At 38.4% G+C, this 26,579-nt stretch carries 23 protein-coding genes and 2 tRNA genes; 14 read left to right on the top strand and 11 right to left on the bottom strand.

Translation table 11 applies throughout. The features are described 5' to 3' along the window. The first annotated feature begins 190 nt into the window (after window positions 1–190). The 4 genes from trxB to infA all read left to right on the top strand — a co-directional run bounded on the left by trxB (window position 191) and on the right by infA (window position 2,959). The gene (gene trxB / locus PALI_RS05910; protein WP_077537732.1) at window positions 191–1,141 is read left to right on the top strand and encodes a thioredoxin-disulfide reductase; all 951 of its coding nucleotides are present in this window, start codon (window positions 191–193) and stop codon (window positions 1,139–1,141) included. A gap of 95 nt (window positions 1,142–1,236) precedes the next feature. Beyond that, complete coding sequence (aat, locus tag PALI_RS05905) at window positions 1,237–1,953, top strand: leucyl/phenylalanyl-tRNA--protein transferase (RefSeq protein WP_138584587.1); 717 nt, start codon at window positions 1,237–1,239, stop codon at window positions 1,951–1,953. Next, entirely contained in the window at window positions 1,946–2,650 is a 705-nt protein-coding gene (locus PALI_RS05900) for an arginyltransferase (protein WP_182702560.1), read from the top strand. The genes aat and PALI_RS05900 overlap by 8 nt, the downstream gene beginning before the upstream one ends. Window positions 2,651–2,740: 90 nt before the next feature. Then, window positions 2,741–2,959, top strand: a complete 219-nt coding sequence (gene infA / locus PALI_RS05895; RefSeq protein ID WP_002962494.1) for a translation initiation factor IF-1 — start codon at window positions 2,741–2,743, stop codon at window positions 2,957–2,959. A 230-nt stretch (window positions 2,960–3,189) separates the two neighbouring features. On the opposite strand, the gene clpA is transcribed toward infA, so the two are convergent. After that, complete coding sequence (clpA, locus tag PALI_RS05890; RefSeq protein ID WP_077537729.1) at window positions 3,190–5,451, bottom strand: ATP-dependent Clp protease ATP-binding subunit ClpA; 2,262 nt, start codon at window positions 5,449–5,451, stop codon at window positions 3,190–3,192. A 231-nt stretch (window positions 5,452–5,682) separates the two neighbouring features. Next, complete coding sequence (gene clpS / locus PALI_RS05885) at window positions 5,683–5,991, bottom strand: ATP-dependent Clp protease adapter ClpS (RefSeq protein ID WP_007585109.1); 309 nt, start codon at window positions 5,989–5,991, stop codon at window positions 5,683–5,685. Window positions 5,992–6,200: 209 nt separating this feature from the next. Here clpS and cspD point away from each other — a divergent pair, with 209 nt between their 5' ends. Next, complete coding sequence (gene cspD, locus PALI_RS05880) at window positions 6,201–6,419, top strand: cold shock domain-containing protein CspD (protein WP_077537728.1); 219 nt, start codon at window positions 6,201–6,203, stop codon at window positions 6,417–6,419. A gap of 523 nt (window positions 6,420–6,942) precedes the next feature. Then, complete coding sequence (locus PALI_RS05875) at window positions 6,943–9,165, top strand: NADP-dependent isocitrate dehydrogenase (RefSeq protein ID WP_193155889.1); 2,223 nt, start codon at window positions 6,943–6,945, stop codon at window positions 9,163–9,165. Window positions 9,166–9,287: 122 nt separating this feature from the next. On the opposite strand, the gene PALI_RS05870 is transcribed toward PALI_RS05875, so the two are convergent. From PALI_RS05870 to PALI_RS05855, 4 genes are all read right to left on the bottom strand, one after another. Beyond that, entirely contained in the window at window positions 9,288–10,529 is a 1,242-nt protein-coding gene (locus tag PALI_RS05870; RefSeq protein WP_193155230.1) for an amidohydrolase family protein, read from the bottom strand. Between the two features lie 12 nt (window positions 10,530–10,541). Continuing rightward, window positions 10,542–11,924, bottom strand: coding sequence for an amidohydrolase (locus tag PALI_RS05865; protein WP_077537725.1), 1,383 nt, complete (start codon window positions 11,922–11,924; stop codon window positions 10,542–10,544). Between the two features lie 100 nt (window positions 11,925–12,024). After that, window positions 12,025–12,810: a hypothetical protein gene (locus tag PALI_RS05860; RefSeq protein WP_193155229.1), complete on the bottom strand. Its 786-nt coding sequence runs from the start codon at window positions 12,808–12,810 to the stop codon at window positions 12,025–12,027. Between the two features lie 276 nt (window positions 12,811–13,086). Beyond that, the gene (locus PALI_RS05855) at window positions 13,087–13,779 is read right to left on the bottom strand and encodes a DUF445 domain-containing protein (RefSeq protein WP_193155228.1); all 693 of its coding nucleotides are present in this window, start codon (window positions 13,777–13,779) and stop codon (window positions 13,087–13,089) included. A gap of 124 nt (window positions 13,780–13,903) precedes the next feature. Between PALI_RS05855 and PALI_RS05850 the strand changes: the two genes are divergently transcribed. Both PALI_RS05850 and PALI_RS05845 read left to right on the top strand, forming a co-directional pair. Continuing rightward, window positions 13,904–14,764: a fructosamine kinase family protein gene (locus PALI_RS05850; RefSeq protein WP_193155227.1), complete on the top strand. Its 861-nt coding sequence runs from the start codon at window positions 13,904–13,906 to the stop codon at window positions 14,762–14,764. A gap of 137 nt (window positions 14,765–14,901) precedes the next feature. Next, entirely contained in the window at window positions 14,902–15,105 is a 204-nt protein-coding gene (locus tag PALI_RS05845; protein WP_077537721.1) for a CPXCG motif-containing cysteine-rich protein, read from the top strand. Between the two features lie 7 nt (window positions 15,106–15,112). Here the strand turns inward: PALI_RS05845 and PALI_RS05840 are convergent, their stop codons facing one another. Beyond that, window positions 15,113–15,739 (bottom strand): riboflavin synthase subunit alpha, encoded by a 627-nt coding sequence (locus PALI_RS05840; protein ID WP_193155226.1) that lies wholly within the window; start codon window positions 15,737–15,739, stop codon window positions 15,113–15,115. 128 nt (window positions 15,740–15,867) lie between these two features. Here PALI_RS05840 and PALI_RS05835 point away from each other — a divergent pair, with 128 nt between their 5' ends. From PALI_RS05835 to PALI_RS05820, 4 genes are all read left to right on the top strand, one after another. Beyond that, window positions 15,868–17,223 carry an MATE family efflux transporter gene (locus PALI_RS05835; RefSeq protein WP_193155225.1) on the top strand — a complete coding sequence of 452 codons (1,356 nt, stop codon included), beginning with the start codon at window positions 15,868–15,870 and terminating at the stop codon, window positions 17,221–17,223. After that, window positions 17,201–18,253, top strand: a complete 1,053-nt coding sequence (locus tag PALI_RS05830) for a DUF3080 family protein (protein WP_193155224.1) — start codon at window positions 17,201–17,203, stop codon at window positions 18,251–18,253. Before PALI_RS05835 ends, PALI_RS05830 begins: the two co-directional genes overlap by 23 nt. 112 nt (window positions 18,254–18,365) lie before the next feature. Continuing rightward, window positions 18,366–18,442, top strand: a tRNA-Val gene (locus tag PALI_RS05825). Window positions 18,443–18,568: 126 nt separating this feature from the next. Further along, window positions 18,569–18,645: transfer RNA gene (locus tag PALI_RS05820), tRNA-Val, on the top strand. Window positions 18,646–19,193: 548 nt separating this feature from the next. On the opposite strand, the gene PALI_RS05815 is transcribed toward PALI_RS05820, so the two are convergent. Further along, on the bottom strand, window positions 19,194–21,206 hold the full coding sequence (locus PALI_RS05815; protein ID WP_193155223.1) for an ATP-binding protein: 2,013 nt from the start codon (window positions 21,204–21,206) through the stop codon (window positions 19,194–19,196). 174 nt (window positions 21,207–21,380) lie between these two features. Between PALI_RS05815 and PALI_RS05810 the strand changes: the two genes are divergently transcribed. Continuing rightward, entirely contained in the window at window positions 21,381–22,253 is an 873-nt protein-coding gene (locus tag PALI_RS05810; RefSeq protein WP_193155222.1) for a gluconeogenesis factor YvcK family protein, read from the top strand. On the opposite strand, the gene PALI_RS05805 is transcribed toward PALI_RS05810, so the two are convergent. Next, on the bottom strand, window positions 22,244–22,582 hold the full coding sequence (locus PALI_RS05805) for an Hpt domain-containing protein (protein WP_193155221.1): 339 nt from the start codon (window positions 22,580–22,582) through the stop codon (window positions 22,244–22,246). The two genes, PALI_RS05810 and PALI_RS05805, sit on opposite strands and share 10 nt — an antisense overlap. Before the next feature lie 21 nt (window positions 22,583–22,603). On the opposite strand from PALI_RS05805, the gene PALI_RS05800 reads away from it, so the two are divergent. Next, on the top strand, window positions 22,604–23,647 hold the full coding sequence (locus tag PALI_RS05800) for a glycosyltransferase (RefSeq protein ID WP_193155220.1): 1,044 nt from the start codon (window positions 22,604–22,606) through the stop codon (window positions 23,645–23,647). On the opposite strand, the gene PALI_RS05795 is transcribed toward PALI_RS05800, so the two are convergent. Together PALI_RS05795 and PALI_RS05790 are read right to left on the bottom strand one after the other, a co-directional pair. Continuing rightward, entirely contained in the window at window positions 23,622–25,022 is a 1,401-nt protein-coding gene (locus PALI_RS05795; RefSeq protein ID WP_193155219.1) for a sigma-54-dependent transcriptional regulator, read from the bottom strand. The genes PALI_RS05800 and PALI_RS05795 overlap by 26 nt on opposite strands. Window positions 25,023–25,111: 89 nt before the next feature. Then, window positions 25,112–26,572, bottom strand: coding sequence for a SpoIIE family protein phosphatase (locus PALI_RS05790; protein ID WP_193155218.1), 1,461 nt, complete (start codon window positions 26,570–26,572; stop codon window positions 25,112–25,114). Window positions 26,573–26,579 lie beyond the last annotated feature (7 nt).

Raw genomic sequence — 26,579 nt, 5'->3', positions numbered from 1 at the left:
GTTAGTCTATTTATTGAGCTACTTTGCTTTATTCGTTCTCAAAGTAACAATTACCAGTACACAATATTGCACAGCTTTTCGATTTACGAAAAAAAATAATCGCGGATTTTGTTTACTTCTGCCTTGTTTTTCTTAGAATCAAGCGCATTAAAAGCATATTAAATACCGTATCAAACGTTTAGGAAAAATAATGACTGAAGCAAAACATTGTAAGCTACTAATTTTAGGCTCTGGCCCAGCTGGTTATACTGCCGCAGTATACGCAGCACGTGCAAATTTAAACCCTGTTTTAATTACCGGCATTCAACAAGGCGGTCAATTAACAACCACCACTGAAGTTGAAAACTGGCCAGGCGATGCACACGGCTTAACAGGGCCTGCATTGATGGATCGCATGAAAGAACACGCTGAACGCTTTGAAACTGAAATTGTGTTTGATCACATTAATAAAGTAGATGTATCTAAGCGCCCTTTCACACTAACTGGCGACCAAGGTACTTACACATGTGATGCATTAATTATTGCAACAGGTGCGTCTGCTAAATACTTAGGCCTAGAGTCTGAGACTAACTTCCAAGGCCGTGGTGTTTCGGCGTGTGCTACTTGTGATGGCTTTTTCTATAAAGGGCAAAAAGTAGCGGTTGTTGGTGGTGGTAATACAGCGGTTGAAGAAGCGCTTTACTTATCGAACATTGCTGATGAAGTTCATGTTATTCACCGCCGCGACAGTTTCCGCAGTGAAAAAATACTTGCTGACCGTCTTGCTGAAAAAGCAAAGAACGGTAACGTTGTAATGCACTACAACCGCACGCTTGACGAAGTATTAGGCGATCAAATGGGCGTAACAGGTGTTCGTATTAAAGATGCCCACTCTGATGCAACTGAAGAGCTCGATTTAGCCGGCGTATTTATCGCGATTGGTCACAAACCAAATACTGATATGTTTGTGGGTCAACTAGAAATGAAAGATGGCTACTTAGTTGTAGAGTCTGGTCTTCACGGCAACGCAACGCAAACAAGTGTAGAGGGCGTTTTTGCTGCAGGTGATGTGTCTGACCACATTTACCGTCAAGCAATCACATCTGCGGGCACAGGCTGTATGGCAGCCCTTGATGCTGAGCGATTCTTAGATAACTTATAAGTAAATAAAATAATAATTGAGGGCTGTCATTCAGCCCTTTTTTTATGTCTAAAATATAGTTACACTTTTATGAACAATTATAAAATAAGCACTGTATGAGAAACCAGCTATACCAATTAAGCGAAACCGATATAGCATTCCCCAATCCGGAATATGCATTAACATCTCCCGACGGCTTGTTAGCAATTGGCGGAGATTTGAGTTTGCCACGCCTGAGTAACGCGTACAAAAGTGGAATATTCCCTTGGTTTAGTGAAGACGAGCCTATTATGTGGTGGTCACCCAGCGAGCGCGGTATTTTTGAGCTCGATGATTTTCATATAAGTAAAAGTCTGCGTAAGCATTTAAAAAAGCACCCTGTAAAAGTAACCATTAATAATGCCTTTGAAGAGGTGATAGAAGCATGTCGCGATCAACGCCTTGATACCGATGGCACTTGGATCACCTCTGACATGCTTGATGCGTACACCAATGCCCATAATGCGGGCATTGCTCATAGCTTAGAGGTTTGGAGCAACGGTGAGCTTGCAGGTGGCTTATACGGCATTATGCAAAATGGTGTATTTTGTGGTGAGTCAATGTTTCATCATCAAACCAATTGCTCCAAGCTTGCTATGTGGGCACTTGTAAATTGGCTTAAACGCCATAATGCACATTTTATTGACTGCCAACTAGAAAACCCTTATTTAATGACTTTAGGTGCAAAAGTAGTCCCTCGTTCAAAATTTTTGACTAAACTCAAAGCAGCACGCACCTATACTCTTAATCCAATTATGTGGCAACCACAGGAGCTTAACGCAATCTATGAATGAACAGCTTCCAGCACGCGTGGGTTTAAGCCAAGAGTTTGACTGCAGTTATTTACCCAACCGCCAAGAACAACTTCTCGTTATTCTGGATCCCAGTTGCTATAGCGCTGATAAGTTTGAGTTGTTATTGGGCCTAGGTTTTCGTCGCAGCGGTAACCAAATATACCGCCCACACTGTCCTGTGTGCAGTGAATGCAGCTCAGTACGAATATTAGCTCAAGAGTTTATGCCTTCAAAATCACAAAAACGTAAACTAAACAAAGCAAAAACGCAGTTTGAGATAAAATATTCCAGCATAGAAAAAAAAGAATACTACCCACTGTACAGTAAGTACATAAGCCTCCGTCATCAGGATGGAAGTATGTATCCGCCTGAAAAAGCGCAGTTTCAAAGTTTTTTGTTTTGCAACTGGTTAGACATAACATTTATCGAGTTATGGCATCAAGACGAACTCGTCGCTGTAGCCGTAACTGATTGTATGCAAAAGGCTATTTCTGCAATCTACACCTTTTTTGACCCTGACTTTGATCACTATAGCTTAGGCTCAGTAATGATATTACAACAGTTAAAATTTGCGAAAAAGCAAAATAAGCAATATGTATATTTAGGTTATCAAATTGATGAATGCGATAAAATGAAGTACAAAACCCAGTTTTTACCCGCGCAAAAACAGGTAAATGATGAGTGGCTGGCTATTTAATTTGCAAATATAGCCCCTGCGCCTTTACTTATTGGCGTATTTTGGGCAAAATCTGCATCGTTTAACTATTAAAGAGGTGTTACGCTAAACATGGCGAAAGAAGACGTAATCGAAATGCAAGGGACTGTCCTTGATACTTTACCAAATACAATGTTCCGAGTTGAGCTAGAAAATGGTCACGTAGTTGTGGCTCACATTTCAGGCAAAATGCGCAAAAACTATATCCGTATTTTAACCGGCGATAAAGTAACGGTAGAAATGACGCCTTACGATTTATCGAAAGGCCGTATCGTATTCCGTGCTCGCTAAGTAAGTGCGTAAACGAGATTTAGTTTTTGGCTAGTATTTAACTAGCTTTAAGCGTTTATTAAATGTAATTGATGGATACTAACCAGCAATTACATTTAATAAACAAAAAACCCAGCTTTGTGCTGGGTTTTTTGTTGCTCGTAAAAATATAGCGATAAAAAATGGCCCACTATTAGTTTAGTGGGCCATTTTATTTTTGAACTAATTTTAACAGAGCAAAAAGGGTGTGACTAAGCCGGTGTTAAATTGCTTTCATAATCAAAGCGAATTTTCTTATCTTTAACCGATATTTTTACCGTACCGCCATCAACAAGTTCACCAAAGAGTATTTCGTTAGCTAATTGCTTTTTAAGCTCTTCTTGAATAACACGTGCCATTGGACGTGCACCCATTGCTTTGTCGTAGCCTTTATCTGCCAGCCATTCTCGTGCTTTAGAAGTAAGCTCAAGGTTAACCGATTTTTTATCAAGCTGCGCTTGAAGCTCCACAATGAATTTATCTACAACAAGTAAAATAACATCACGTTCAAGGTGGTTAAACCAAATAATATTATCTAAGCGATTTCTAAATTCTGGCGAGAATACTTTATTAATTTCGCCCATTGCATCGTGAGTATGATCTTGCTCACTAAAGCCAATCGACTTACGCGTGGTTTCTTGCACGCCCGCATTGGTCGTCATTACCACCACGACGTTTCTAAAGTCAGCCTTACGACCGTTATTATCGGTTAATGTACCGTGATCCATTACCTGTAGCAGGATGTTGTAAATATCAGGATGCGCTTTTTCAATCTCATCAAGAAGAACAACTGCATGCGGGTTTTTAATAACGGCTTCAGTTAATAAACCACCTTGCTCAAAACCAACGTAACCTGGTGGTGCACCAATTAAACGGCTTATTGCGTGGCGTTCAACATATTCCGACATATCAAAACGGATAAACTCAACACCCATACACTTAGCCAATTGCTTAGTGACTTCTGTTTTACCTACTCCAGTGGGCCCTGCAAATAAGAACGAACCTACGGGTTTTTCTTCACTCGATAAGCCAGAACGAGATAAACGGATAGCAGATGTAAGCGCATCAATAGATTGATCTTGACCAAACACCAGCATTTTAAGGTTACGGTCTAGATTTTTAAGCGTTTCTTTGTCTGTAGACGATACACTTTGCGGTGGAATACGTGCCATTTTAGAAATAATAAGCTCAATGTCTGCCACACCAATGGTTTTTTTGCGTTTAGAACTAGGCTGCAGCCGCTGACTGGCACCCGCTTCATCAATAACGTCAATGGCTTTATCAGGCAAATGGCGTTCATTAATGTATTTTGCGCTTAATTCAGCAGCCGCTTTTAACGCTTTTTGAGTATAACGAATACCATGGTGCTCTTCGTAACGCTCTTTTAAACCATTAAGGATTTTAGTGGTATCGGCAACACTTGGTTCAAGTACATCAATTTTTTGAAAGCGGCGTACTAACGCGCGGTCTTTCTCAAAAATATTTTTGTACTCGTTATACGTTGTCGAACCCATACAACGTAATTTACCACTAGAGAGTAGCGGTTTAAGTAAATTGGAGGCATCCATAACGCCGCCCGATGCTGCGCCTGCACCAATAATGGTATGGATTTCATCAATAAACAAAATAGAGCCTGGTTGCGCTTGCAGCTCTTTTAGTAGACTTTTAAAGCGTTTTTCAAAATCGCCACGGTATTTAGTGCCCGCAAGTAATGCGCCCATATCCAATGAATACACAACAGCATCAGCAATCACTTCAGGTACTTGCTTATTGACAATGCGATACGCCAAGCCTTCAGCAATGGCTGTTTTACCAACACCGGCTTCACCAACCAGTAATGGGTTGTTCTTTTTGCGACGGCACAATACTTGTACCGTGCGCTCTACTTCGCTATCGCGCCCAATGAGAGGGTCAATATTACCATCGCGCGCTTGGGCGTTTAAGTTGGTCGTAAAGCTATCTAGCTTGCTTGCTTCTTCGTTTTGAACTTCTTGTACTTCTTCATGAATATCATCGGTGTCATCACCTAACTCATCATCCGCTTTAGAAATACCATGCGAAATAAAGTTAACAATGTCTAAACGCGATACGTCATTCTTTTTGAGTAAATAAACCGCTTGGCTTTCCTGTTCAGAAAAAATAGCAACCAGTACGTTTACGCCTGTGACTTCGTTTTTACCTGACGATTGCACATGAAATACTGCACGCTGTAGTACACGCTGAAAACCAAGCGTAGGCTGGGTTTCACGCTCTTCTTCTAAATCAGGAATGACAGGTGTTGTTTCATCGATAAATTCAAGTAATTCGGTTTTTAGCCCTGAAATATGAACACCACACGCATTTAAAGCCTCTCCCGCTGAAGGATTGTCTAATAGCGCAAGTAAAAGGTGCTCTACGGTCATAAACTCATGACGACGAGTGCGCGCTTCACGAAACGCGGCATTTAAAGTAAGTTCTAAGTCTTTGTTTAGCATTGGCAACCCCTTACTGAGATAATAATTTATACCACAACAATCGGATGATTGATCACCCTAATCGGTATTTATACCAATTGCATTAAATTAGTGGCCTGTTATAGCGCTAAGGAAATAGCTTAGTAATAAGGCAAAAATTACAAATATAATTGTTCTATATGTATAATTTTTAACGAAGTTAATAAGTTATTTAATCCGCTAAAATGGTCATGCTTTTAATAAAATTGGTATTTATTCCTGCTCACAACTACAAAGCAGTGGATGCTCGTTATCACGCGCATAGCGGTTAACTTGTTCGGCTTTGGTGTGGGCCACATCGGCGCTATAAACACCACAAATGCCTTTACCTTTTTCGTGAACTTGAAGCATCACGTCAGTTGCTCTATCGCTATCCATATTAAAAAACGTCGTTAAAACTTCTATCACAAAGTCCATCGGCGTGTAGTCGTCGTTATTTAAAACAACTTTGTATTTTCGCGGTGGCTGTAGCTTTTGCTTTTCACTATCGCGAACGGTGTCTATTACACCTGAATCTTTCATTCCACTCATAAGTAAATATAGTCTTGTCTTTGTAACTCAAGCAAACTTGAATAAAAAATAAATTAAATGTTAAATAAATAACTCAAAAAACTTGACTGACTGTCTAAATAAACTACAGTCAACCTTAGATTGATTAAACCTTAATCAGTCTAGCAAATTATACAATTTAGATTAACTAAATTAGTCAACTTATTGAAGGATGTAGAAGTATGGCTTGCGGTAAAGTTAAATGGTTTAACAACGCTAAAGGTTTTGGTTTCATCGTAGAAGACGGCTGTGAGAATGATATTTTCGCCCATTATTCAACAATTGTAATGGACGGTTATAAAACACTTAAAGCTGGTCAAGATGTAACTTTCGAATTAGAACAAGGCCCTAAGGGCTTACACGCTACCAATATTGCCCCTGATGGCGACATTATTGTGTAACTGTAATTCTTTCGACTAAAGCGAGTGACCTATCTAAGATCCTCGCTTAATTCCCTTACCCACACTCATCTCATTTCTTCTACCTCTATTAATTGCCTCATTCTGTGTAAATTCAACCCTTTTACTTGAATTTATTTTATATACCCCAATGTTCTAACTGAGATCTGTTTATATACATACTCGCAGTTTCAAGACCTAGCCCTTTTTATTCAAGCTTGTTACACTCTTGGGGCTCAAAACAACATATAAACATAACAATTAAGCAGGCCATTTAGTACAAAGCGCAGCTTATGCTAAAGGCTAATTTGTTTTTATTGCTTTTTTAGCTATAAATATCGTATCAGTTGGTCAGGTGTGACTATTCGCTTTATAAAAAAGCAATTATGAGTACCAACACCTAACAAACTATTCATTACTTAAATGCCCTTTTTATTAGACGTTTAATAATTGTGGTATTGAAAAAGTAATGACTTTCTTTGCATTGTTGAATAAGGCCTTTAAGGTCGACTATCTAGGAATGATGATGACATCAAAAATTATCTATACAAAAACGGACGAAGCGCCGGCACTAGCAACTTATTCGTTGCTACCGATCATCCAAGCATATACAAATGCGGCGGGTGTTGAAGTTGAAACTCGCGACATTTCATTAGCAGGTCGTGTAATTGCTAGCTTCCCTGATTATTTAACACAAGAACAACGCATTGGTGATGCACTTGCTGAACTTGGCGAGCTAGCTAAAACACCACAAGCGAACATCATCAAATTACCAAATATCAGTGCATCTGTACCACAGCTTCGCGCTGTAATTAAAGAGCTTCAAGCAAAAGGTTACGCGCTTCCAGAATACCCTGTTGAACCTAAAAATGATGAAGAAAAAGCAATTCAAGCTGCTTACGACAAAATTAAAGGCAGTGCAGTAAACCCAGTATTACGTGAAGGTAACTCAGATCGTCGCGCGCCAGGTTCTGTAAAAGAATATGCACGTAACAACCCACATTCAATGGGTGCGTGGAGCAAAGATTCTCAGTCTTACGTTGCAAGCATGAGCGACGGTGACTTTTTTGGTTCTGAGCAATCAGTGACTGTTGATGCTGCAACAGATGTGCGTATTGAATATGTTGCAACGAACGGCGACGTTACTGTACTTAAACAAAGCACACCTCTTTTAGCTGGCGAAGTTATTGATGCATCAAGTATCAGTGCTTCTAAGCTTCAAGCTTTTTTAGCGGCTGAAATTGATGCTGCTAAAGAAAAAGGTGTTTTATTCTCGCTTCATATGAAAGCGACAATGATGAAAGTATCTGATCCAATCATCTTTGGTCACGCTGTTAAAGTATTCTACAAAGATGTATTTGCTAAACACGGTGAGCTTTTTGAAGAGCTTGGTGTTGATGTAAATAATGGTTTAGGCGATGTATATTCTAAAATTCAAACATTAGACGATGCTCAACGCGAAGAAATTGAAGCAGACATTCAAGCTGTTTACGCTAACCGCCCTGCTATTGCTATGGTTGACTCCGATCGTGGTATTACAAACCTACACGTACCAAGTGACGTGATCATTGATGCCTCTATGCCTGCTGCAATCCGTTCAAGCGGTCAAATGTGGAATAACGATGGTAAATTACAAGACACCAGCTTTGTAATTCCAGATCGTTGTTACTCTAGTGTTTACCAAGCAACTATTGATTTTTGTAAAGAAAATGGCGCGTTTGATCCAACTACAATGGGTAGCGTGCCAAACGTTGGCCTGATGGCTCAAAAAGCGGAAGAATACGGTTCACACGATAAAACGTTTGAAGCTAAAGCAAACGGTTCTATCCGTGTTGTTGATGCAAATGGCAATACATTACTTGAACACAGTGTTGAGCAAGGCGATATCTGGCGTATGTGTCAGGTTAAAGACGCACCAATTCAAGATTGGGTTAAGCTTGCAGTGAACCGTGCACGCGCAACAGGCGTTCCAGCTATTTTTTGGTTAGACGAAAATCGTGCACATGATTCGCAGCTAATCAAAAAAGTAAATAAATACCTAGCAGATCACGATACATCTGGCCTAGAGATTCAAATTTTAGCACCGCTTGAAGCAACATTGTTCTCATTAGCGCGTATTAAAGAAGGTAAAGACACCATTTCTGTAACAGGTAACGTGTTACGCGATTACCTTACCGATTTATTCCCAATTTTAGAGTTGGGTACGAGTGCTAAAATGCTTTCAATTGTTCCACTTATGAACGGCGGTGGCTTATTTGAAACTGGCGCAGGTGGTTCTGCACCTAAGCATGTTCAACAATTCGAAAAAGAAAACCACTTACGTTGGGATTCTTTAGGTGAATTTTTAGCACTTGCTGCATCACTTGAGCACCTAAGCGTAACTACGGGTAACAACAAGGCACAAGTGCTTGCTGATACACTAGATAAAGCAACAGGTACTTTCTTAGCAGAAAACAAGTCTCCTTCACGTAAAGTGAAAGAAATTGATAACCGTGGTTCTCATTTCTTCCTATCTTTGTTCTGGGCACAAGAACTTGCTAAGCAAAATGATGATAGTGAACTTAAAGCACAGTTTACGCAAATTGCTAGCGACCTTGAGTCTAACAAAGAGCAAATAGTAAGTGAGCTTAACGATGCGCAAGGCCCTGCAGTTGATTTAGGTGGTTACTTCCAGCCTAACGATGATGCGGCCTTTAAAGCAATGCGTCCAAGCACTACATTTAACGATATTCTTGCTAAATTAGTATAAATATTGGTTTAAACTTAAAAGCCGCTTACTTGTAAAAGTAAGCGGCTTTTTTGTCTAAATTTTACAAACAAAAAGGCCGCTATTTATAAAATAGCGGCCTTTCAATAGTTAAGATATATTAGTTATTTAGTGTATGCACGTGGCATTTTAGAATCAGTCGTATAACGGTCACGCAGTTTATCTTGGCGAGATTGTGTAGAGATCTCTTCACCATTAATAAACATTTTGCTCACGTGGCTACTCAGTTCAAACGGGTCGTTACTCCACATAACTACATCAGCGGCTTTACCTACTTCAAGGCTACCTGCATTTATACCAAACACATCAGCAACGTTTGATGTAACCGCTTTTAACGCACCTTGTTGGCTCATACCGTACGATACGGCATTGCCCGCATCAAAACGTAATTGATACATGTTGTGACTTGCATCGCCACCTACCGTTAATAATACTTTAACGCCTGCTTTTTCAAGTATGCCTGCATTATATAAACTAGCATGAAGTGAATCAAAACTTGCTGGTAAGCTATCCATTGCGCTAATAATTACTGGAATATTTGCTTTTGCAACACGCTCTTTAACAACAACCGCATCTTGTGCGCCATTAAGTACTAGATTAATACCAAATTGCTCTTTTACTTTAATAAGCTCAACAATATCTGCTGCACGAGAAACGCCTACAACTAATGGCATTTTGCCGCTAAGGACTTTAGCCATTACTTTATCTTCCGTACTTGGCTTATCGTCGTCTTTTTTAGCTTTTTTGCTTGCCTTGGTTTTGTGTTCATCTAATTTATTAATAAGCGTCTGTAATGTAAATGCACGAGAGCCTTTACTTCGTTCACCTAAGTACACAATTAAAGCAGCCTGTTTTTGCATGTTGCTATCAAAACTGCCACTTAAATCAACCACACTTGCAAGACCTGCAAAAATGCTATCACCACCATGCGGAGTAATAACATCGCGTGTAATACCGCCTTTGCGTGCATAAGGAATTAAGCTCGAATGTGGATTGAAAGCAAGGCTCACATCAAAGTCAATATCAGCTTTGTCATCGCCAGCATCGCGCGAACCGGCAACAGCGCCAACTTCCACAAGCCCTAGCTGATTTGCACTTGCAATAAAGCCTGGCGTTACAATTTGACCTTTTGCGTCAATAATTGTGTCAGCGTTAATTTCGCTTGGATTAATCGCGGTGATTTTGCCATCCGTCATAACAATGCTTGCCGACTTTAGTACACCTTGCTCGGTAGACGTGTGCAATGTTGCGTTAATAATTGCTAACGATTGTGCGCTTACAGCACCTGATGCCAGTAATCCGGCAGCAACCAGAGAAAGCGAAAACGAACGTGATAAATTTTTCATTCTGGGAGCTCCTTATTGTTGACCTAACATAAAATCACTTGTTGCTTGAAAAGCGCTGTCGTTTCTATCGTAAACTTTTGCACCATCAACAAACACTTGTTCAGCTTTAGCATAAACACTAAACGGGCTTTGATTCCATATAACAACATCGCCTTGCTTACCCGCTTCAAGCGATCCTGTTTTGTCATCTATACCTAGTGACTTAGCAGCGTTAGCCGTGATCCATTTAATCGCGTGTTGCTCAGAAATATCAAAACCGTTTTCGTTAGCACGGAACATAACTTTGCCGGCCTCTTGGTTTAAGCGCTGGATCGTTGTGTCAGAATCTGAATGGACAACTGCACACGAGTTCTTAACCGCATCAACAATGGCAACATTCTCTTGAACCATGTCGTAGGCTTCCATTTTAAAGCCCCACCAGTCTGGCCAAAGTGCAGCACACGAGCCATTTTGGGCAAGTAAGTCAGCAATTTTATATGCTTCAATACCGTGATGAAAAGTGCCTGCGTGATAATTAAACTCTTTTGATAGGTCAATCATCATTGCCATTTCTTCAGCTTTATAACAATGGTTGTGAATACGTACTTCACCTTCAAGCACGCCGCGCAGGGTATCGTGTTTAATATCACGCATTGGAGCGTCTGGATTTAAACCGGCTTCATAATCGGCATCGTATTTATCCCATGCGCGCTTATACTCACTCGCTTCAGCCCACGCCATGCGATAGCCAGCCATGTTACCCATACGCGTTGAAGGTAATACGCCTTGACGACCATAAACACGTTTTGGATTTTCGCCACACGCCATTTTTAAACCATATGGCGCATCAGGAAATTTCATACCTTGCATAGTATGCGATGGTACGTTTTTAAGTGTAACCCCTCGTCCACCAAATAAATTAGCTGAGCCAGGTAAAATTTGCAGTGATGTAATACCGCCTTCGCGTGCACGATTAAAACCTGGATCTTGTGGCCAAACAGAATGCTCAACCCACACTTCAGCAGTGTTAGGACTGGTCATTTCATTACCATCTTGATGCGACTCAACCGACGGGCTTGGGTATGCACCTAAGTGTGAATGTACATCAATAATACCTGGTGTTACCCACTTGCCTTGCGCATCAATTGTAATATCAGCAGTGGCAGTTAAATCTTTACCTACTTGTTGTACTTTACCGCCAACAAGCAATACATCAGCATCATCTAAACGCTCACCAGTACCTGTTAGTACGGTTGCATTGGTAATTAATGTGCTTGATGTAGCAACTGGCTGATAAGTACTTGGATAAGGGTTTTTATTGATTGTTATTTTATCGTCTTGCGGGCCGTTTTCTTGGCAACCTACAAGTGCAGCGGCTAAGCCAACTGCTAATAAAGAGGGAGCAAATTTTTGCATGTTGTTTGATTCTCCTGTTTTTTTGCTACTTTAACGAAAGCTAAACCATAAAGCCAAAAAAACAGGTGAAAACGCAGTTAATTAAGGTGAATTTCTGTGATTATTTTTTTATATAATTGTTATACAGCTTTTCAAGCGCTCCTTCGGTTGTAAGCGACGGATCTTTAGCAATAAAATGCTTAACCGTACGTGTTACAAAATCAGAATTTTGCTTGTGCAATTTAGAAAAATCTTTAATAAGTGTATTACCATCTTTAGCTGCCGTGACTTTGTCATGGCGATGACGATACTGGCTCAGTGCTTTATTAAAATCGCCTTGGTAGTCTTCAACCAAGATCTTATAAAAATCACTTTTCTGTACGTTTAAATCATTGATGCAGTAATTTAATGCTTCTTTAAAGTCGGTAAATATCATACCTTCTACATCAAACTCTTTTGTTTTTTCTCGTACTGCCACCTTGGCATCTTCTGTCGCATAGCTAAAACCAGTAAAAGCCAAACGCTCTGCCGCTTCTTTGCCTAATTTCATACCAGCTTGAATACTATGGGCAAACTCATCGCTCATGTCGCCAAGCTCGCTTTCCTCCCACATATTATAAACACGCAGTGGTTTAGCGTATTTAGTGGCAAGCTTTTTTTTCATTTTAGTAAAGCGCTCGTCAATGGTCATTAACCTTTCGTTATGTAAAAGTGCATGACACTCATAACAGGCAGGAATGGATATAAAATCAGCCTCCTCGCCTAAATCAACAATGCTTTGCAGCATATGCAGGGGCGGACAATGATCGCGCTCTGTTGCTTCACAGCCACAATAAAAACACTGGTTAAAATGTTGCTGATCACAGGCATACGCTTGTTGATAATAGCTGGCTAACGTTTTACTCACCGTTACTCCTAAAAAACACGACTAAATTATGGGGGCGATAATAACAGTCTGAAAAAATAAGTTATACCAATTGCATTAAATTAGTGATCTATTACTGCGCTAAGAAAATAGCGCAATAATAAGGCGAGAATTATGACGTGTAGTTATTCTACACGAATAATTTTTAACGCAGTGAGGGCGCTATTTAATGCGATAGAATGATGATGTTTTTAACAAAATTGGTATTTGTAGCTATAAAATACTTTTAATAGCATTATTTGATAGCTCAGCCTGTGCTTAAATCACGGCCGCGATTAAACCAAATAACCCACCAAACACACCGCCCCACACGACAAGCCAGCCTAGGTGCTCGCGGATCATGGTTTGAATAATCTCTTTAACCATTTTAGGGGTTAGCTCATCTAATCGCTCATCCACTAATTTAAGCACTGTATTGTGTAAACCTTCTGCGCTATTACCTTGCGAAAGCGTTTGGGTAACAAGGGCTTTAAAGTTGTCAGTTTGAGATATTTCACCAAGCGATAGTTGCATTTTTTCAATGAACTTTTCACGCATTGGTTCTATTGCAGCAGTACCGCCAAACATGCTAAGCATGCTCCCAAACTGAGATTGCTCTATTACCTCTAACAAATTGTCGAATGCCGGATTTAAATCAACATGACTGATTATGGGTTCAAAGTCGATATTTGGCTGTGCTTTATTTAGTAGATTATTAATTTTTTGCTCTGAAAAAAACTCCGTTAATATTAAGTTTCTTATGGCACTTTTAAAGCTTTCAAACTTAAGCGCGATTACGCCGGATCCATATAAAAAAGGGACTTTTTCAAACAACATATGAATAGCTAATAAATTAGTTACCGCGCCCGAAAGTGCAAATAAACCAACAGATAACACAATTGCTTGATCGAGTATAAAACCCGCAACAACAAATAAACCCGCTAGCAAATTGGTTATTAAACTTTTGTTCATTTTTACTCCATTTAATTAAGTGCAATTTTTATGCAGTTAGCTATTAATTTTACAACGTTTAGATTGTTAAATTAATCCCTTTTTGCCATAGTTTAAGTATCTGTTCAAAAGACGAGCGATTGTTATGTGGAAAACAGTCAACGAGCACATCAGTATTGCCATTAATGATGACTTCAAACACACCTATAAGCGCCAATTACAAAGCACCAATACAGACAAACTATTTCATCTTACCAACGATACGCATAATTTTTTAGTGAAAATAGCGCTAAAAAGTGAACTTGACCGATTAGAAAGTGAATCTATTGGTTTAAAGCTTCTCGCGCAAAATAGCCATTTTATAATTCCTGACTGTATTGTAACGGGTGCAAACATAGAGTTCTCGTTTATTGTTACGCAATGGCAAAAGCTTGATCAACAGCCCCACTCAACATGGAATGATATGGGGAAAAACCTCGCTTATATGCACCAAAAACACGATCAAGCAATGTTCGGTTTTGATGTTGATAATTACTTAGCAACCACAGTACAACCCAATAGATGGCATAAAAAATGGGATGTGTTTTATGCCGAAGAACGTATTGGCTGGCAACTGCAGCTACTCGCTGAAAAAGGTATTCGTTTTATTGAACCCGAGCGCTTAATAAATACTGTAAAAGAGCAGCTTCATAGTCATCATGTAACACCATCGCTACTGCATGGTGACTTTTGGCGAGGTAATATGGGCTTTGTAAGCACAATGCCCAGCCTATTTAATCCTGCATGTTATTATGGTGATCGGGAAGTCGATATTGCAATGAGTGAGCTATTTGCTCCACTACCTGACGATTTTTATGCCGCCTATGATCAGCAATACCCTCTTTCAAAAAATTATCATAAACGTAAATTAGTTTACCAGTTGTATCCAATTTTAAATCACGCCAATATTTTTGCTGGTCACTATCTTACTGAAGCTAAACAACATATAGAAAAGCTTATGCAATAGGTGTAAATAAACTGTCATAACACGCCAAACAGACTATATTTAAAGGGTTCTAAGGAGTTCAGTTTTACGTCATTAAGCCATGGTTAGAATAAAATAAATTTCAAACTCTGCTTAAGCTATCTGTAATTGGAGTGATTATGAAAAACTTTTTATCACAACGAATCGCTTGTCCACACTGTGGACACCACATTCATTTAGATCTAGACGCAAGCATGGGCGATCAGGACTACATTGAAGATTGCGCTGCCTGCTGTAACCCAATTCATTTAAATATGCATATAGATCATGCTAATAATAAATTAGAGTTACATGTAGACAGCGACGACGAACAAATATTCTAGTATAAATCTAACTCTGATGGCGTAAGTAGTTTTCTACCGTATTTACAATAGTGTAAGTTTGCTGATCAACTTCAATATTTAGCTTATCACCCACTTGCGCTGCACCAATATTAGTAATAGCGAGTGTTTCAGGTATTAGGTGTAACCAAAAGCCTTGTTCGTCAACCTCACCCACCGTTAAACTTGCGCCATTTATAGATACAAAACCTTTATACAACACATATTTTTGCCACTCTTTTGGCAAACTCAGTTGAATTTTACAGTTGTTCTCAAGCTTAACTATTTGAGATATATTTGACGTACAATGAATATGCCCAGACACAATATGTCCACCAAGCTCAGTACCAAACGTTACTGAGCGTTCGAAGTTAACTAAACTTCCCAGCTCAAGCAAGCCTAGGTTGGTTAACTTGAGCGTTTCGTCAATAACATCAAAATGTACTTGCGCGACCACGTCATGATTACCTAGCTCAACTTGCACAACAGTTAAGCAACAGCCATTTATAGCAATGCTTGCGCCTAAATCTAGATGCTTAACGTATTCATCGCTTACCGATATAACTAACCGTAAAACGCCGTCGGTTTGCGTTTTAGAAACCACTGTTGCTTGTGTTTGCACTATTCCTGTAAACATAAAATCACTTTAAATTATTACAAAGTGATAGTTTAACGTATCAACTTATAAAATCATTCACTACTGTGATTTTTATTTGAAACACAATAGATTACAATTGCGGCCTGTTTTACTTAATAGCTGTTTTTATGACCTTTTGTAATTGGGAAGCCAAGCGCTTACTCTCTCTTGCTCTTCCTGTTTTTTTAGCTCAAGTTACCCTTGTTTTAATGTCGGTGGTCGACACAATTATGGCCGGCCAAGTAAGTCCTACAGATTTAGCGGCGCTGTCTATCGCCACAGGTATTTGGAATCCTTTATTGCTTGCATTACAAGGCATTTTATTAGCGCTCACCGGTATCATTGCCCAGTGTGCAGGCGCGAATGACAAAAAAGGTATTAGCCATTATTTTCAACAAGCCCTTTATTTAACCCTACTATTAAGTGCTGCGGGGTTCGGTATCACTTATTTAGCCGACATGATTATATTAAGGCTCGATACCAGCCCTGCAATTGCAAGCCTTGCTTTTGACTACATTCATTTTGTTAAATGGGGTGTGTTCGGCTTTTTAATTTTTACCACTTACAGAAACATGACCGAAGGCATGGGTATGACCAAACCCGCTTTTTACATAAGCTTGCTGGGTTTAACGGTAAATATTCCGGTAAATTATATTTTTATAAATGGGTTATTTGGCTTACCTGCCTACGGCGGCGCAGGTTGTGGTATTGCAACAGCCATTGTTTTAACGGTTATGGCTATAGCACAAGTCACTTACTGCCAACTAAGTAAAAAAGTAGATGCTAAAAGCCTGCTTACTCCATTTGAAAAACCAAATTTAACCACCATTGCTACTATTACAAAATTAGGTATTCCAATTTCATTAGCTACCTTTTTTGAAGTAACCTTGTTTGCTTGTATCCCTCTATTTATAGCGCATTTAGGCGCTGTAGCTGTATCTGGTCATCAAATAGCAGCCAGTGTAACTACATTATTGTTTATGATGCCGCTAAGCCTTTCTATCGCTATTAGTATTCGTATTGGTAATTTATATGGTCAAAATCATTTAAAGCAATTAAGAGTCGCCGTGTCGACCAGCTATATTTTAGCAATTGTTATCGCACTGTTTTTAGCACTTATTACATTTACAGGTCGTGATTTAATTAGCCAGTTGTACACAGATAGTCCCGAAGTAATTGCCCTTGCTACCTCTATCATGATTTTAGCCTGTGTTTATCAACTACCTGATGCTCTGCAAGTAGCCGCAAACGGTATATTACGTGGTTTAAAATACACAGCGCCTATTTCGTATATCACTTTTATATCGTATTGGTTAATCGGCTTTAGCTTAGGTTACGTATTGGCAAGAACAGATATAATAGTGCCAGCAATGGGGCCACACGGTTTTTGGGTCGGAATAATAGTCGGGCTAACCGTTGCCGCTGTATTGTTGATGCTCACAGTAAATAAGCGCTTTAAACGTGAACCATTCATTACTGAGTAAATTAACAATTAAACGCTCACTACCAGCCGTTATGTTGCTGCTAGTGAGTGCTTTTGTACTTGTAAATTGCAGCAAAGCACCGAGCTCAATAAATAATACCTACACTGCGCGCTTAAGCAGTACCCTCAACACCTCCTCGATTTCAGCAACACCGCTTGAACAACTTAAACTCATACAACCGACGACCGTCAGAGAGGATAAAATTACCGTAAGCATTGTTGAACTTGCAGGACTTACCCACTGCGAACTTAATGTGCTTATAAGCGAGCACAATAATCAACTTGGAAAAACAGCCACGGCGGCGAGCCAATTAAAGTATCAAATAAATTTTATTCAAAGCGCTGATAATTGCTTAAATACGCTTGATGATAATACCTCCACTTATAAAAAAATAAATGATGCTAAAAATCAAAAACAAACACATCTAATCAATTACTTTAATAGCATGTTATTTAAAGAACCTGAGCTCAATCTGACTTGGTTACTTACATCTAATGAGCTTTCAACACACCCAGCAGGATTTAGCGACACCGTTGAGGCGCTTACACAGCTTGTTGCTATAAAAAAACACATCAAATCTCAACAATTTAGTGAAATTAAAACTGATAGTTTATTTAATGCATTAGAGCAACTTAACAAATACAGATTTAATCAAGCACTTATTCAATCCGCTAGGCAACAAATAGTACTTAATAACAGCGCAACTCAGTTTATAAAAACAATAAGCTTCGACCACATTTGCCCAACAGGTAAAAATAAAAAAGAAGCTAAAATAATGAGCAATGTATTTCAAAAATATTACTTAACACACATTCAACCCTACCAAGCACAACTCACCGGATACCTTGAGGTATTACAACCGCTTTACAACCAGCTTTGGTTTGAAGAAACCGTAACCAGTAAGCAAATTAATAATTTACTTAAAGATGATTCACCTAATAATTTATTAAATCAATTAAAAAACTCCGCAGTAGATCACGTGGTTTGGTGGCAAAAATTTTATAAAACGTGTGAAATCAGTCCAATATGAATAAAAAAACGGCAAATAAACGTAAAAACGATAAACTTGCTTGATTCACCATCCGCCACGCTATATATTAGCGGCCGTTGTTAAGTAATTAGCAACTTACTTAAATAGTAATACGACTGTAGCTCAGTTGGTTAGAGCACTACCTTGACATGGTAGGGGTCGGTGGTTCGAATCCACTCAGTCGTACCAACATTTAAGTTAAATAAAAGTATATCTGAAGGAAAAAGCACTACCTACTCTTGATCACCCGCTCCAAGAGTCAGTGGTTCGAATCCACTCAGTCGTACCAACATTTAAGAATCCTAAAAAAATTGTACGACCGTAGCTCAGCTGGTTAGAGCGCTACCTTGACATGGTAGAGGTCGGTGGTTCGAATCCACTCGGTCGTACCAATTCAAAATAATAAAAAATCAAAGAAAAGCACTACCCACTCTTGATCACCCACTCTTGATCACCCGCTCCAAGAGTCAGTGGTTCGAATCCACTCAGTCGTACCAATTCAAAATAATAAAAAATCAAAGAAAAGCACTACCCACTCTTGATCACCCGGTCCAAGGGTCAGTGATTAAAACCCACTCAGTCGTACCAATTCAAAGTAATAATAAATCCAAAGAAAAAGCACTACCTACTCTTTATTGCCCGTTCCAATGGTCAGTGATTGCCGCTGGATTACTGAAATTTAGCTCGTGAAGAATAGCTTTCATTAATTCGTTTCTAAATCAGTTATTACTCTCAATAGATACAATCGTTGATCCGACCATTTTCAATGATTCTTGAACTAATTGAGCAACTTTTTGCAGATGAGCACACATAAGAACAATCCAAGATTAAACGCGCGGCTTCTATAAAACTCCTTAGGACTTCGTTTAAAGCGCTCTAAAATAGCTCAGATATTATACAGAGAATATTGCAGGCTCCTTTGAATATATCAATTTTTAGTTTATCCTCTTGGATAGACACCAGATAGTGCCTCTTGTAACGCTTGAAATTTAATTGGCTTTGTTAATACTTTATTCATACCTACTTTAAAACAAGACGCTTTATTATCTTTCTCTGCATTTGCTGTTAAGGCATAAATTGGTATGTCGCTAATCAATTCATCTCGAATATATTCTGCAGCAGATAAACCATCCATGATAGGCATCATTATATCCATTAACACAAGGTCAAACTTTTTACGTTTGAATAACTCAATTGCTTCGCGTCCCTCATTAGCAAGCGTTACTTTATGGTTTAGTTTTTCTAAATAGGCTTTAATTAGTACTTGATTAGTTTTATTGTCTTCGGCAACTAAAATCGATAACGACGCTTGTTTTTGTATTACGCTATGTGTGTTTTCGCTGTCTTTAGCCTCTTTAAACGGGATGCTAATAGTAAATTTACTTCCCAGCCCAAGTTGAGTCTCAAGGGTTATTTCACCGCCCATCAGTTCAAGTAAGTTTTTTGAAATACTTAAGCCTAAGCCCACACCTTCGCTCTTTCGGTTAATACTGTCGTTTACTTGACTAAAAGGTTGAAATATTAGTTCTAGATTTTTTTTTGCAATACCAATACCTGAATCTTTGACGTCAAAAATTAGTTGCTCATTAAAAAGATTAACATTCAAAGTAATCTGGCCATGCTTAGTAAACTTAAATGCATTGCCAATCACGTTAAAAAGTATTTGCCCTAACCTGTATTCATCACCCACAACATATTTAGGAATATTCTCATCAATGTTAGTTGTAAAAAGGATATCATCCGACTTTTCAATAATATTAAGCTGACCCACTATATTTTCACTTAAGAGCTTAATATTAAATGGTTTACTAATAAATGACACGGTGCCAGATTCTATCTTAGAAAAATCGAGTACATCAGTAATTAAACCATAGAGTATTTCGGTACTTGAGTTTGCATAGTTAACTAGCTGTTGTTGCTCTGGAGTCAGCTTAGTATCAAGTAGTAGCTCTATCATGCCCATTACAGCGTGAATAGGTGTTCTTATCTCATGGGACATCACACTCAAAAATTTTGATTTAGTTTTACTCGCGTCTTCAGCTTTTAATTTTTCAGCTTGAAGAGCAGCTTCTCTCTCCTTCGACACTGTTATGTTTTTAGCAAGCCCCAAATAACCTGCAAAATATCCTTGTTCATCAAATTGAGGTTTCCCACTAAAAGATACCCAAAAGTCCTGGACTGAGGTCACCTCAAATTCAAAATTATAGAAATCCTCTTGGTTTTCGATTATTTGATTAAAATCACGCCATTTATCAACATTAAGTTGTTCACTTTTAGTAATCAAACTCTCGATGCTATTACCAACAAACTTTTCAGTATAAATATTACCAACTGTTTCAATATTATTAACGCTTTTAAATAACATTGAAGAGTCTGAACGCCAAAACCACTCGGTCCCTAGCTCTTTAAAAAGAGTCGATAACGTAGTGAACTTATTGATCATTGACAGTGATTTAAGTGTTTGTTTTTGTAATTTAACTTGATTAATAAACGTAAAATAGACTTGCTGTAGTAGTATTTTCATTGTGGCGGTATTTAAAATATTATGACAATTTGAAATGCCCACATTAGTGAATATAAATAAGCCCTGCCCTCCTACAGAATCAATACTTATTACCAGCGAATTTTTAAGGCTCACCTTATCAATACAGTTTAAAAGCGCGAATTCTAGTTCTTGAAGTGGACATTTAGAAAGAACACACCCTTTTTCGAGTGCTTCTGAAAATAACTGGCATTCAGGCCATGACTCAGCATGAAATACAGCATTTGTCGCTGCAATTGTCTCGTAGTAACGATCTTTATATCTATTTAAAACAATACAGTCTTCAAATTCCAGCTTGTCTTGTAATAAAGAGGCCAATAGTTGGAATACATCACTCTCGTCTTCACAATGTGCAAAATCCATTAAGTACGTTTGTAACTCAGACATAGAGAGCTGCTCGGTATGTCCCATAACTGTTTTCCTCATCAAAATGCATCGCGTTTTGCAAAAAGCGAGCTTAATATTTCTGTACTTGATTTAATATAGGATAAAAATCACTATAAATCATTACGTTAATCAACTTATCTTTTTGGAATGTTTCATGCTTACTAAAAGGCAGACTAAATAAAACACAAAGGCATAATAATGAAAATAGTGTGCATAGGTGGTGGCCATGGATTAGCGCAAGTTTTAAGCGCTATTAAACCAATGTGTAGTAGTTTAACTGCAATCGTTGCAACAACAGATAATGGTGGAAGTACAGGAAAGATAAGGGCGTCTCAAGACTGTATCGCGCTTGGTGATATTAGACGATGTTGCTTACAACTTGCAGGAGAAGATTCTGCGCTTAGCTCAATTTACGAGCATCGTTTCACTCAAGGCCCATTAGATGGACATTGCTTAGGCAATTTAACCCTACTTGGCTTAACAGAAATCACAAAGTCACCCACACAGGCTATTGCTTACTTTAATGCGATGTTAGGTAATTCTGAAACCATTTTGCCAATGACCGAAGTCCCCACCGATCTCGTTGCTAAGCTTGATAATAGCGAAGAAGTGTTTGGAGAATGTGCAATAGATGCACTCAATACTTTACCTAAAGAAGTCTATTTATCTAAAAATGTGCCTGCAGCGCCTGGGTGCGTTGATGCTATTTTAGCGGCAGATTTAATAATAATTGGTCCTGGCAGTATTATTACAAGCGTTATGCCCGCTTTTTTAGTAAACGAAATATTAATCGCTATTGAACAAACATCTGCGTGTCGTATTTTTATCGAAAATACACAAACAGAAAATAGCGTCATGAAACATACACGCACAGCAGGAATAGACTGGTTACAAGCACAGCTAGGGGTAAAAATTTACGATTTAAGTATCCCCCCTAGCGCAATTGAGGAAATTTTACATGACGGTAAACAGATAATGCAATCCAAAGAACATTTGCATGATATTAATGAGCTGGAAAATGTTTTTTCGGCATTACTTAAAATGCCAATTCAGCTTAATACTCAAATTTGAATGTTTTCAATAATCGTTGCTAGTTTTTTGAAGGTAACTTTACTTTGCTCATCGGCTGTTTTTAATAAGGTGTTTAGATCTTTTTGAGAATGTTCTACTTTAACTAGCGCTTCAATCTGTTTACACGTATCACCTAAATCTGATGCACCGAAACTGTAACAGCTGCTTTTAAGACTATGAGCACTCATTTCTATTTCACTACGCTCATTTTCGCTAATTAGGATAGCCACTGTTTTTTTTGATTCGTTGACAAACGTTTTTAATAGCTCAACGGCTAATTCGTTGCCAACATCCTTTTTTAGCTGTTCGATTATTGCTTTATCAATCATATCTTTCTTTTGGAGTTAATTATGAATTATAACGTTGTTTTACTTGTTGACTCTTCTATGATTGGCGGTATTGAAACCCATCTAGTTGAATTGTCAAAATTACTAAGCAGAAACCACATCGAGTGTTCTATTTTGTTTTATAAACATCACTGTAATCAAGGCTTTTACGACATGCTAGACAAAGAAAACATATCGTATGATTTTTTGCAAGGAAATATTAACAGCCTGCTCAAAAAATTATCCAGTTTTAACAACCAAACCGTTATTCATACCCACGGCTATAAAGCGGGAATATTGGGCCGTATAGCCTGCAAAGTTACAAATAAACGCTGCATTAGCACATTTCATGCTGGTGAGGCCGGCACTGGTAAAGTAAAACTTTATAATAAATTAGACCGATGGCTTTGTGCTCTTTCTACAAACTTTGCGGTCTCAAATAAAATAAAAGATACACTTCGAAACGCACACCTAATGGAAAATTTTATTTCTTTACAGCACACTAAATACATTCCCCCTAATAACTTAAATAAACCAATGAGGATTGGCTTTGTTGGTCGGCTATCATTTGAAAAAGGCCCTGATATATTCTTTCAATTAGCGAAAAACATGCAGCAAAATAAAGGCGTTGAATTTCATGTGTTTGGACAAGGTCCTTTGCAAAGTGACATACCCGTTTTAAACAATCTTCTTTACCATGGACTCACTGATCGTGGCGCTATCTGGGAGAAAATAGATGCGTTGCTTATTTGCTCTAGAGAAGAAGGTTTACCCATGACATTACTTGAGGCTATGTCCCAGAGAAAATTTATTATAAGTAGCTCTGTCGGTGCTATACCAAGTATCATCGAGGACAGTAAAACGGGCTTTTTAATGCCAGAAGGAGATGCTAATGACTGCCAAAAACGCATCGAACAATTGCTACTTTTACCTAACGTTCAAAAATTAAAGATGCTAGATAATGCTTATAACATGCTCGATGAACGATTTTCTGGAAAGAAACAATTTTTATTACTTCAACAAGCCTATACAGGTCAAGATGTTACTGAATTTCTTCCCAACTTTTAATTTTTCGATAAAGTGTGGAGGGGCTAACATCGAGTAATGATGCCGCTTTTGGTATATTTGATGAACATATTTTTATAACATGCTCGATGTATTCTTTTTCAGCAAGCCACAATGCTTTTATATTATTTTGTGTATTAGGCAAATCAAAGGTCGTATCCGCCATTAGCTGCGTAGTTGAATTAATCGTTTCTCGCTCTGGCGTTTTTTTTGTGTTTTCTGGTAATGCAGGGATCATATCAATATCTATGTATTGCTCAGGATTGAGCACTAATACATTACGTATCACATTTTCCAATTGCCTTACATTACCAGGCCAACTGTATTGTATTAATAGCTGTTTTACATCCTCTGATATTTCTTTGTATGGATGGCTTTCATCTTTTGCTATTTTAACAAATAAAGCCTCGGCTATTTCTATTATATCTTTACCGCGTTCTCTTAGTGGCGGTAATTCAATAGGTATAACATGTAATCTGTAGTATAAATCTTCTCTAAATCGACCGTTTTCTACTTCAACAAGCGGATCTCTATTGGTTGCACAAACAAACCGGACATCCACTTTGACTACTTTTTCGCTGCCAACTTGCTGATAACTCCCTGTCTGTATAAAGCGAAGCAGTTTACTTTGTAAATTTATATCCATTTCACAAAGTTCGTCTAAAAATAATGTACCGCCATTAGCCTGCCCCGCAGCCCCTACCCGATTAGCAATTGCTCCCGTGAAAGCACCTTTTAAGTGTCCAAAAATTTCACTTTCAATTAAATCTTTAGGAATAGCGGCACAGTTTAGAGCTACAAAAGGTTGATTAGCGCGGTTAGATGCTTGGTGAACAGCACGAGCACATAGCTCTTTTCCTGTGCCGCTTTCACCTGTAATAAATACTGTCGCTTTACTCACAGAAGCAGAACTTATGATCTGATAAACAGATTGCATTTGTTTTGAACTACCAATCAAATCAAAATATTTACCATTTTCGTATTTGTTTTTATATTGAGTAACCGCTTGCTTAAGGTTTTTAATCTTAAGTGCATTATTAACGGTGATTCTAAAACGATCGGCTTCAATTGGTTTTTCTAAAAAGTCGCTTGCCCCTAATTTTATTGCTTGGATCGCCATTTCTTTAGTGGCGTGACCAGTTAACACAACAACTTGAGGACAGTTGTCGGGTTCTAATGTAGCTAAAATATCAAGCCCATTCATGTCTGGTAACATAACATCGAGCACAATTAAATCGGGGTGCACTTTATTAATAATATCTATAGCCGTAGCACCATCACTTGCCACAAGTGTGTTTACACCCGTTGGTAATAGGTAAGATTGATAAAGCATTGCAAGAGATTGAGTATCTTCAACAATTAATACTGTTGGTGGCATTGTTCATTCCCTGTTAGCAAGTCGACGATGTTTAGAACACAAATTTATATTACTAATGATTTAACTATAGAATGTTAATTAAAGCAAATTCAATTAATTACAATCAGTGACGCATCATCAATTTCTTTTGAAAGTGTCACTTGTGAGTTTTGCCATAATGTATGAGCAAACTCATCTTTGGACTGATACTCATTCGGTATTATTTTGTTCAACTCACTTATCTCATCTTTATCGGTAAAACGATTTTCAGTCCAACCATCGGTATAAAGTAAAATATGCTCTACATCATCCAGCGCCGTTTCATAAAGGGTATAGTTATGATCTTTAGCAAGGCCTAATAATGGCCCTGTTCCTGTGAGTTGGCAGAGCTCTCCTGTTTTACGGACAACAACGGGGGGCGGGTGTCCCGCATTTAACCAAAACATTTTATTATTATTTATAAAACAAATTGCGAGTGTCACTAAGCTAGATTTGCAAAGCTGTTGCTTATAGAGCGCGTTATTGAGTGCTGCTAGCATATTTTGATAAGGGAGCCCTGTGGCTAAAAAGCCACTTATGAATCCTTTAATAGCAAAACTTTCTTTGAGTGCCTGCAGCCCATGTCCCATCATATCACCGAGTACAAATGCACTGCATTCATCGTTAATAGGCATAAAGAAGTCACCTCCATTGCCTAAACTAATAGAACCAAAAATATGAGCGGTTTTATCGTTTTGTAGATGGATTTTAGATGGCGTTGACTCAAACGTTGTTTGATAAGATAAATAGGCAAAGCGATGCGTTACACGCTCAATACTCTGCAGCAGTTTATTTTTTTTAACCGGTTTAATTAAGTAGTCATCAACACCTAATCGGTTGATTTTATGAATAACTTCTTCGCTATCATCACCAGTTAGCATCACCACAGAGAGCTGCGACTTTAAATTAGATTTATTGAGTTTTTCTAAAAGAGGCTCACACGTACCAATTTTTAATTTATGATCGAGTAATAAAATTCTCGCATCGGCAGTTAAAATAGCTTGCCATCCGGCTTCAATACTTTCACAAGCAATCACTTGAAATTGCTCTTTCAAGTACGCGCTCATTAAGGCAAGCTGCGTTACATCATCATCGACATAAATAACCGTAGGGCGTCTGTCTATGTGTTTTAATGGGAAGGAAAAAAAGTTTTTACCTTCTTTAGTTACATAGTCTGCATCTTTAAAATAATGACGAATGAGTTCAACGCCCATGCCCCCTTCTACTAACGCACCTGAGTCTATTGTCCAAGATGAATTATTATTTTTAAAAAGATTATAAGGGGTTAGTTCATCTATAAAGGTGAGCCTATAACTCTCTTTACTAGACTGACTAATGCGCAGTAAAATATGATGCTCAGAGCCTTGGTTGTGTCTAATTAAATTAGTTAAATACTCTGTTGCCACTAAACCTGCTGCATCGACCTCATCTTTTTTTACATTAAGGGCTCTTAAAACATGTTTGAGCACTAGGCGTATTTCGCTCAATGTTGGCCATAGTAATTCAAAACGTCTTTCAAATAATATATCCATAACGTCC

Origin of the sequence: Pseudoalteromonas aliena SW19 (assembly GCF_014905615.1) — a bacterium.
GTDB lineage: Bacteria > Pseudomonadota > Gammaproteobacteria > Enterobacterales > Alteromonadaceae > Pseudoalteromonas > Pseudoalteromonas aliena.
Note: the sequence above shows the minus strand (reverse complement) of the source record. Positions and strands in the feature narration are given on the sequence as shown.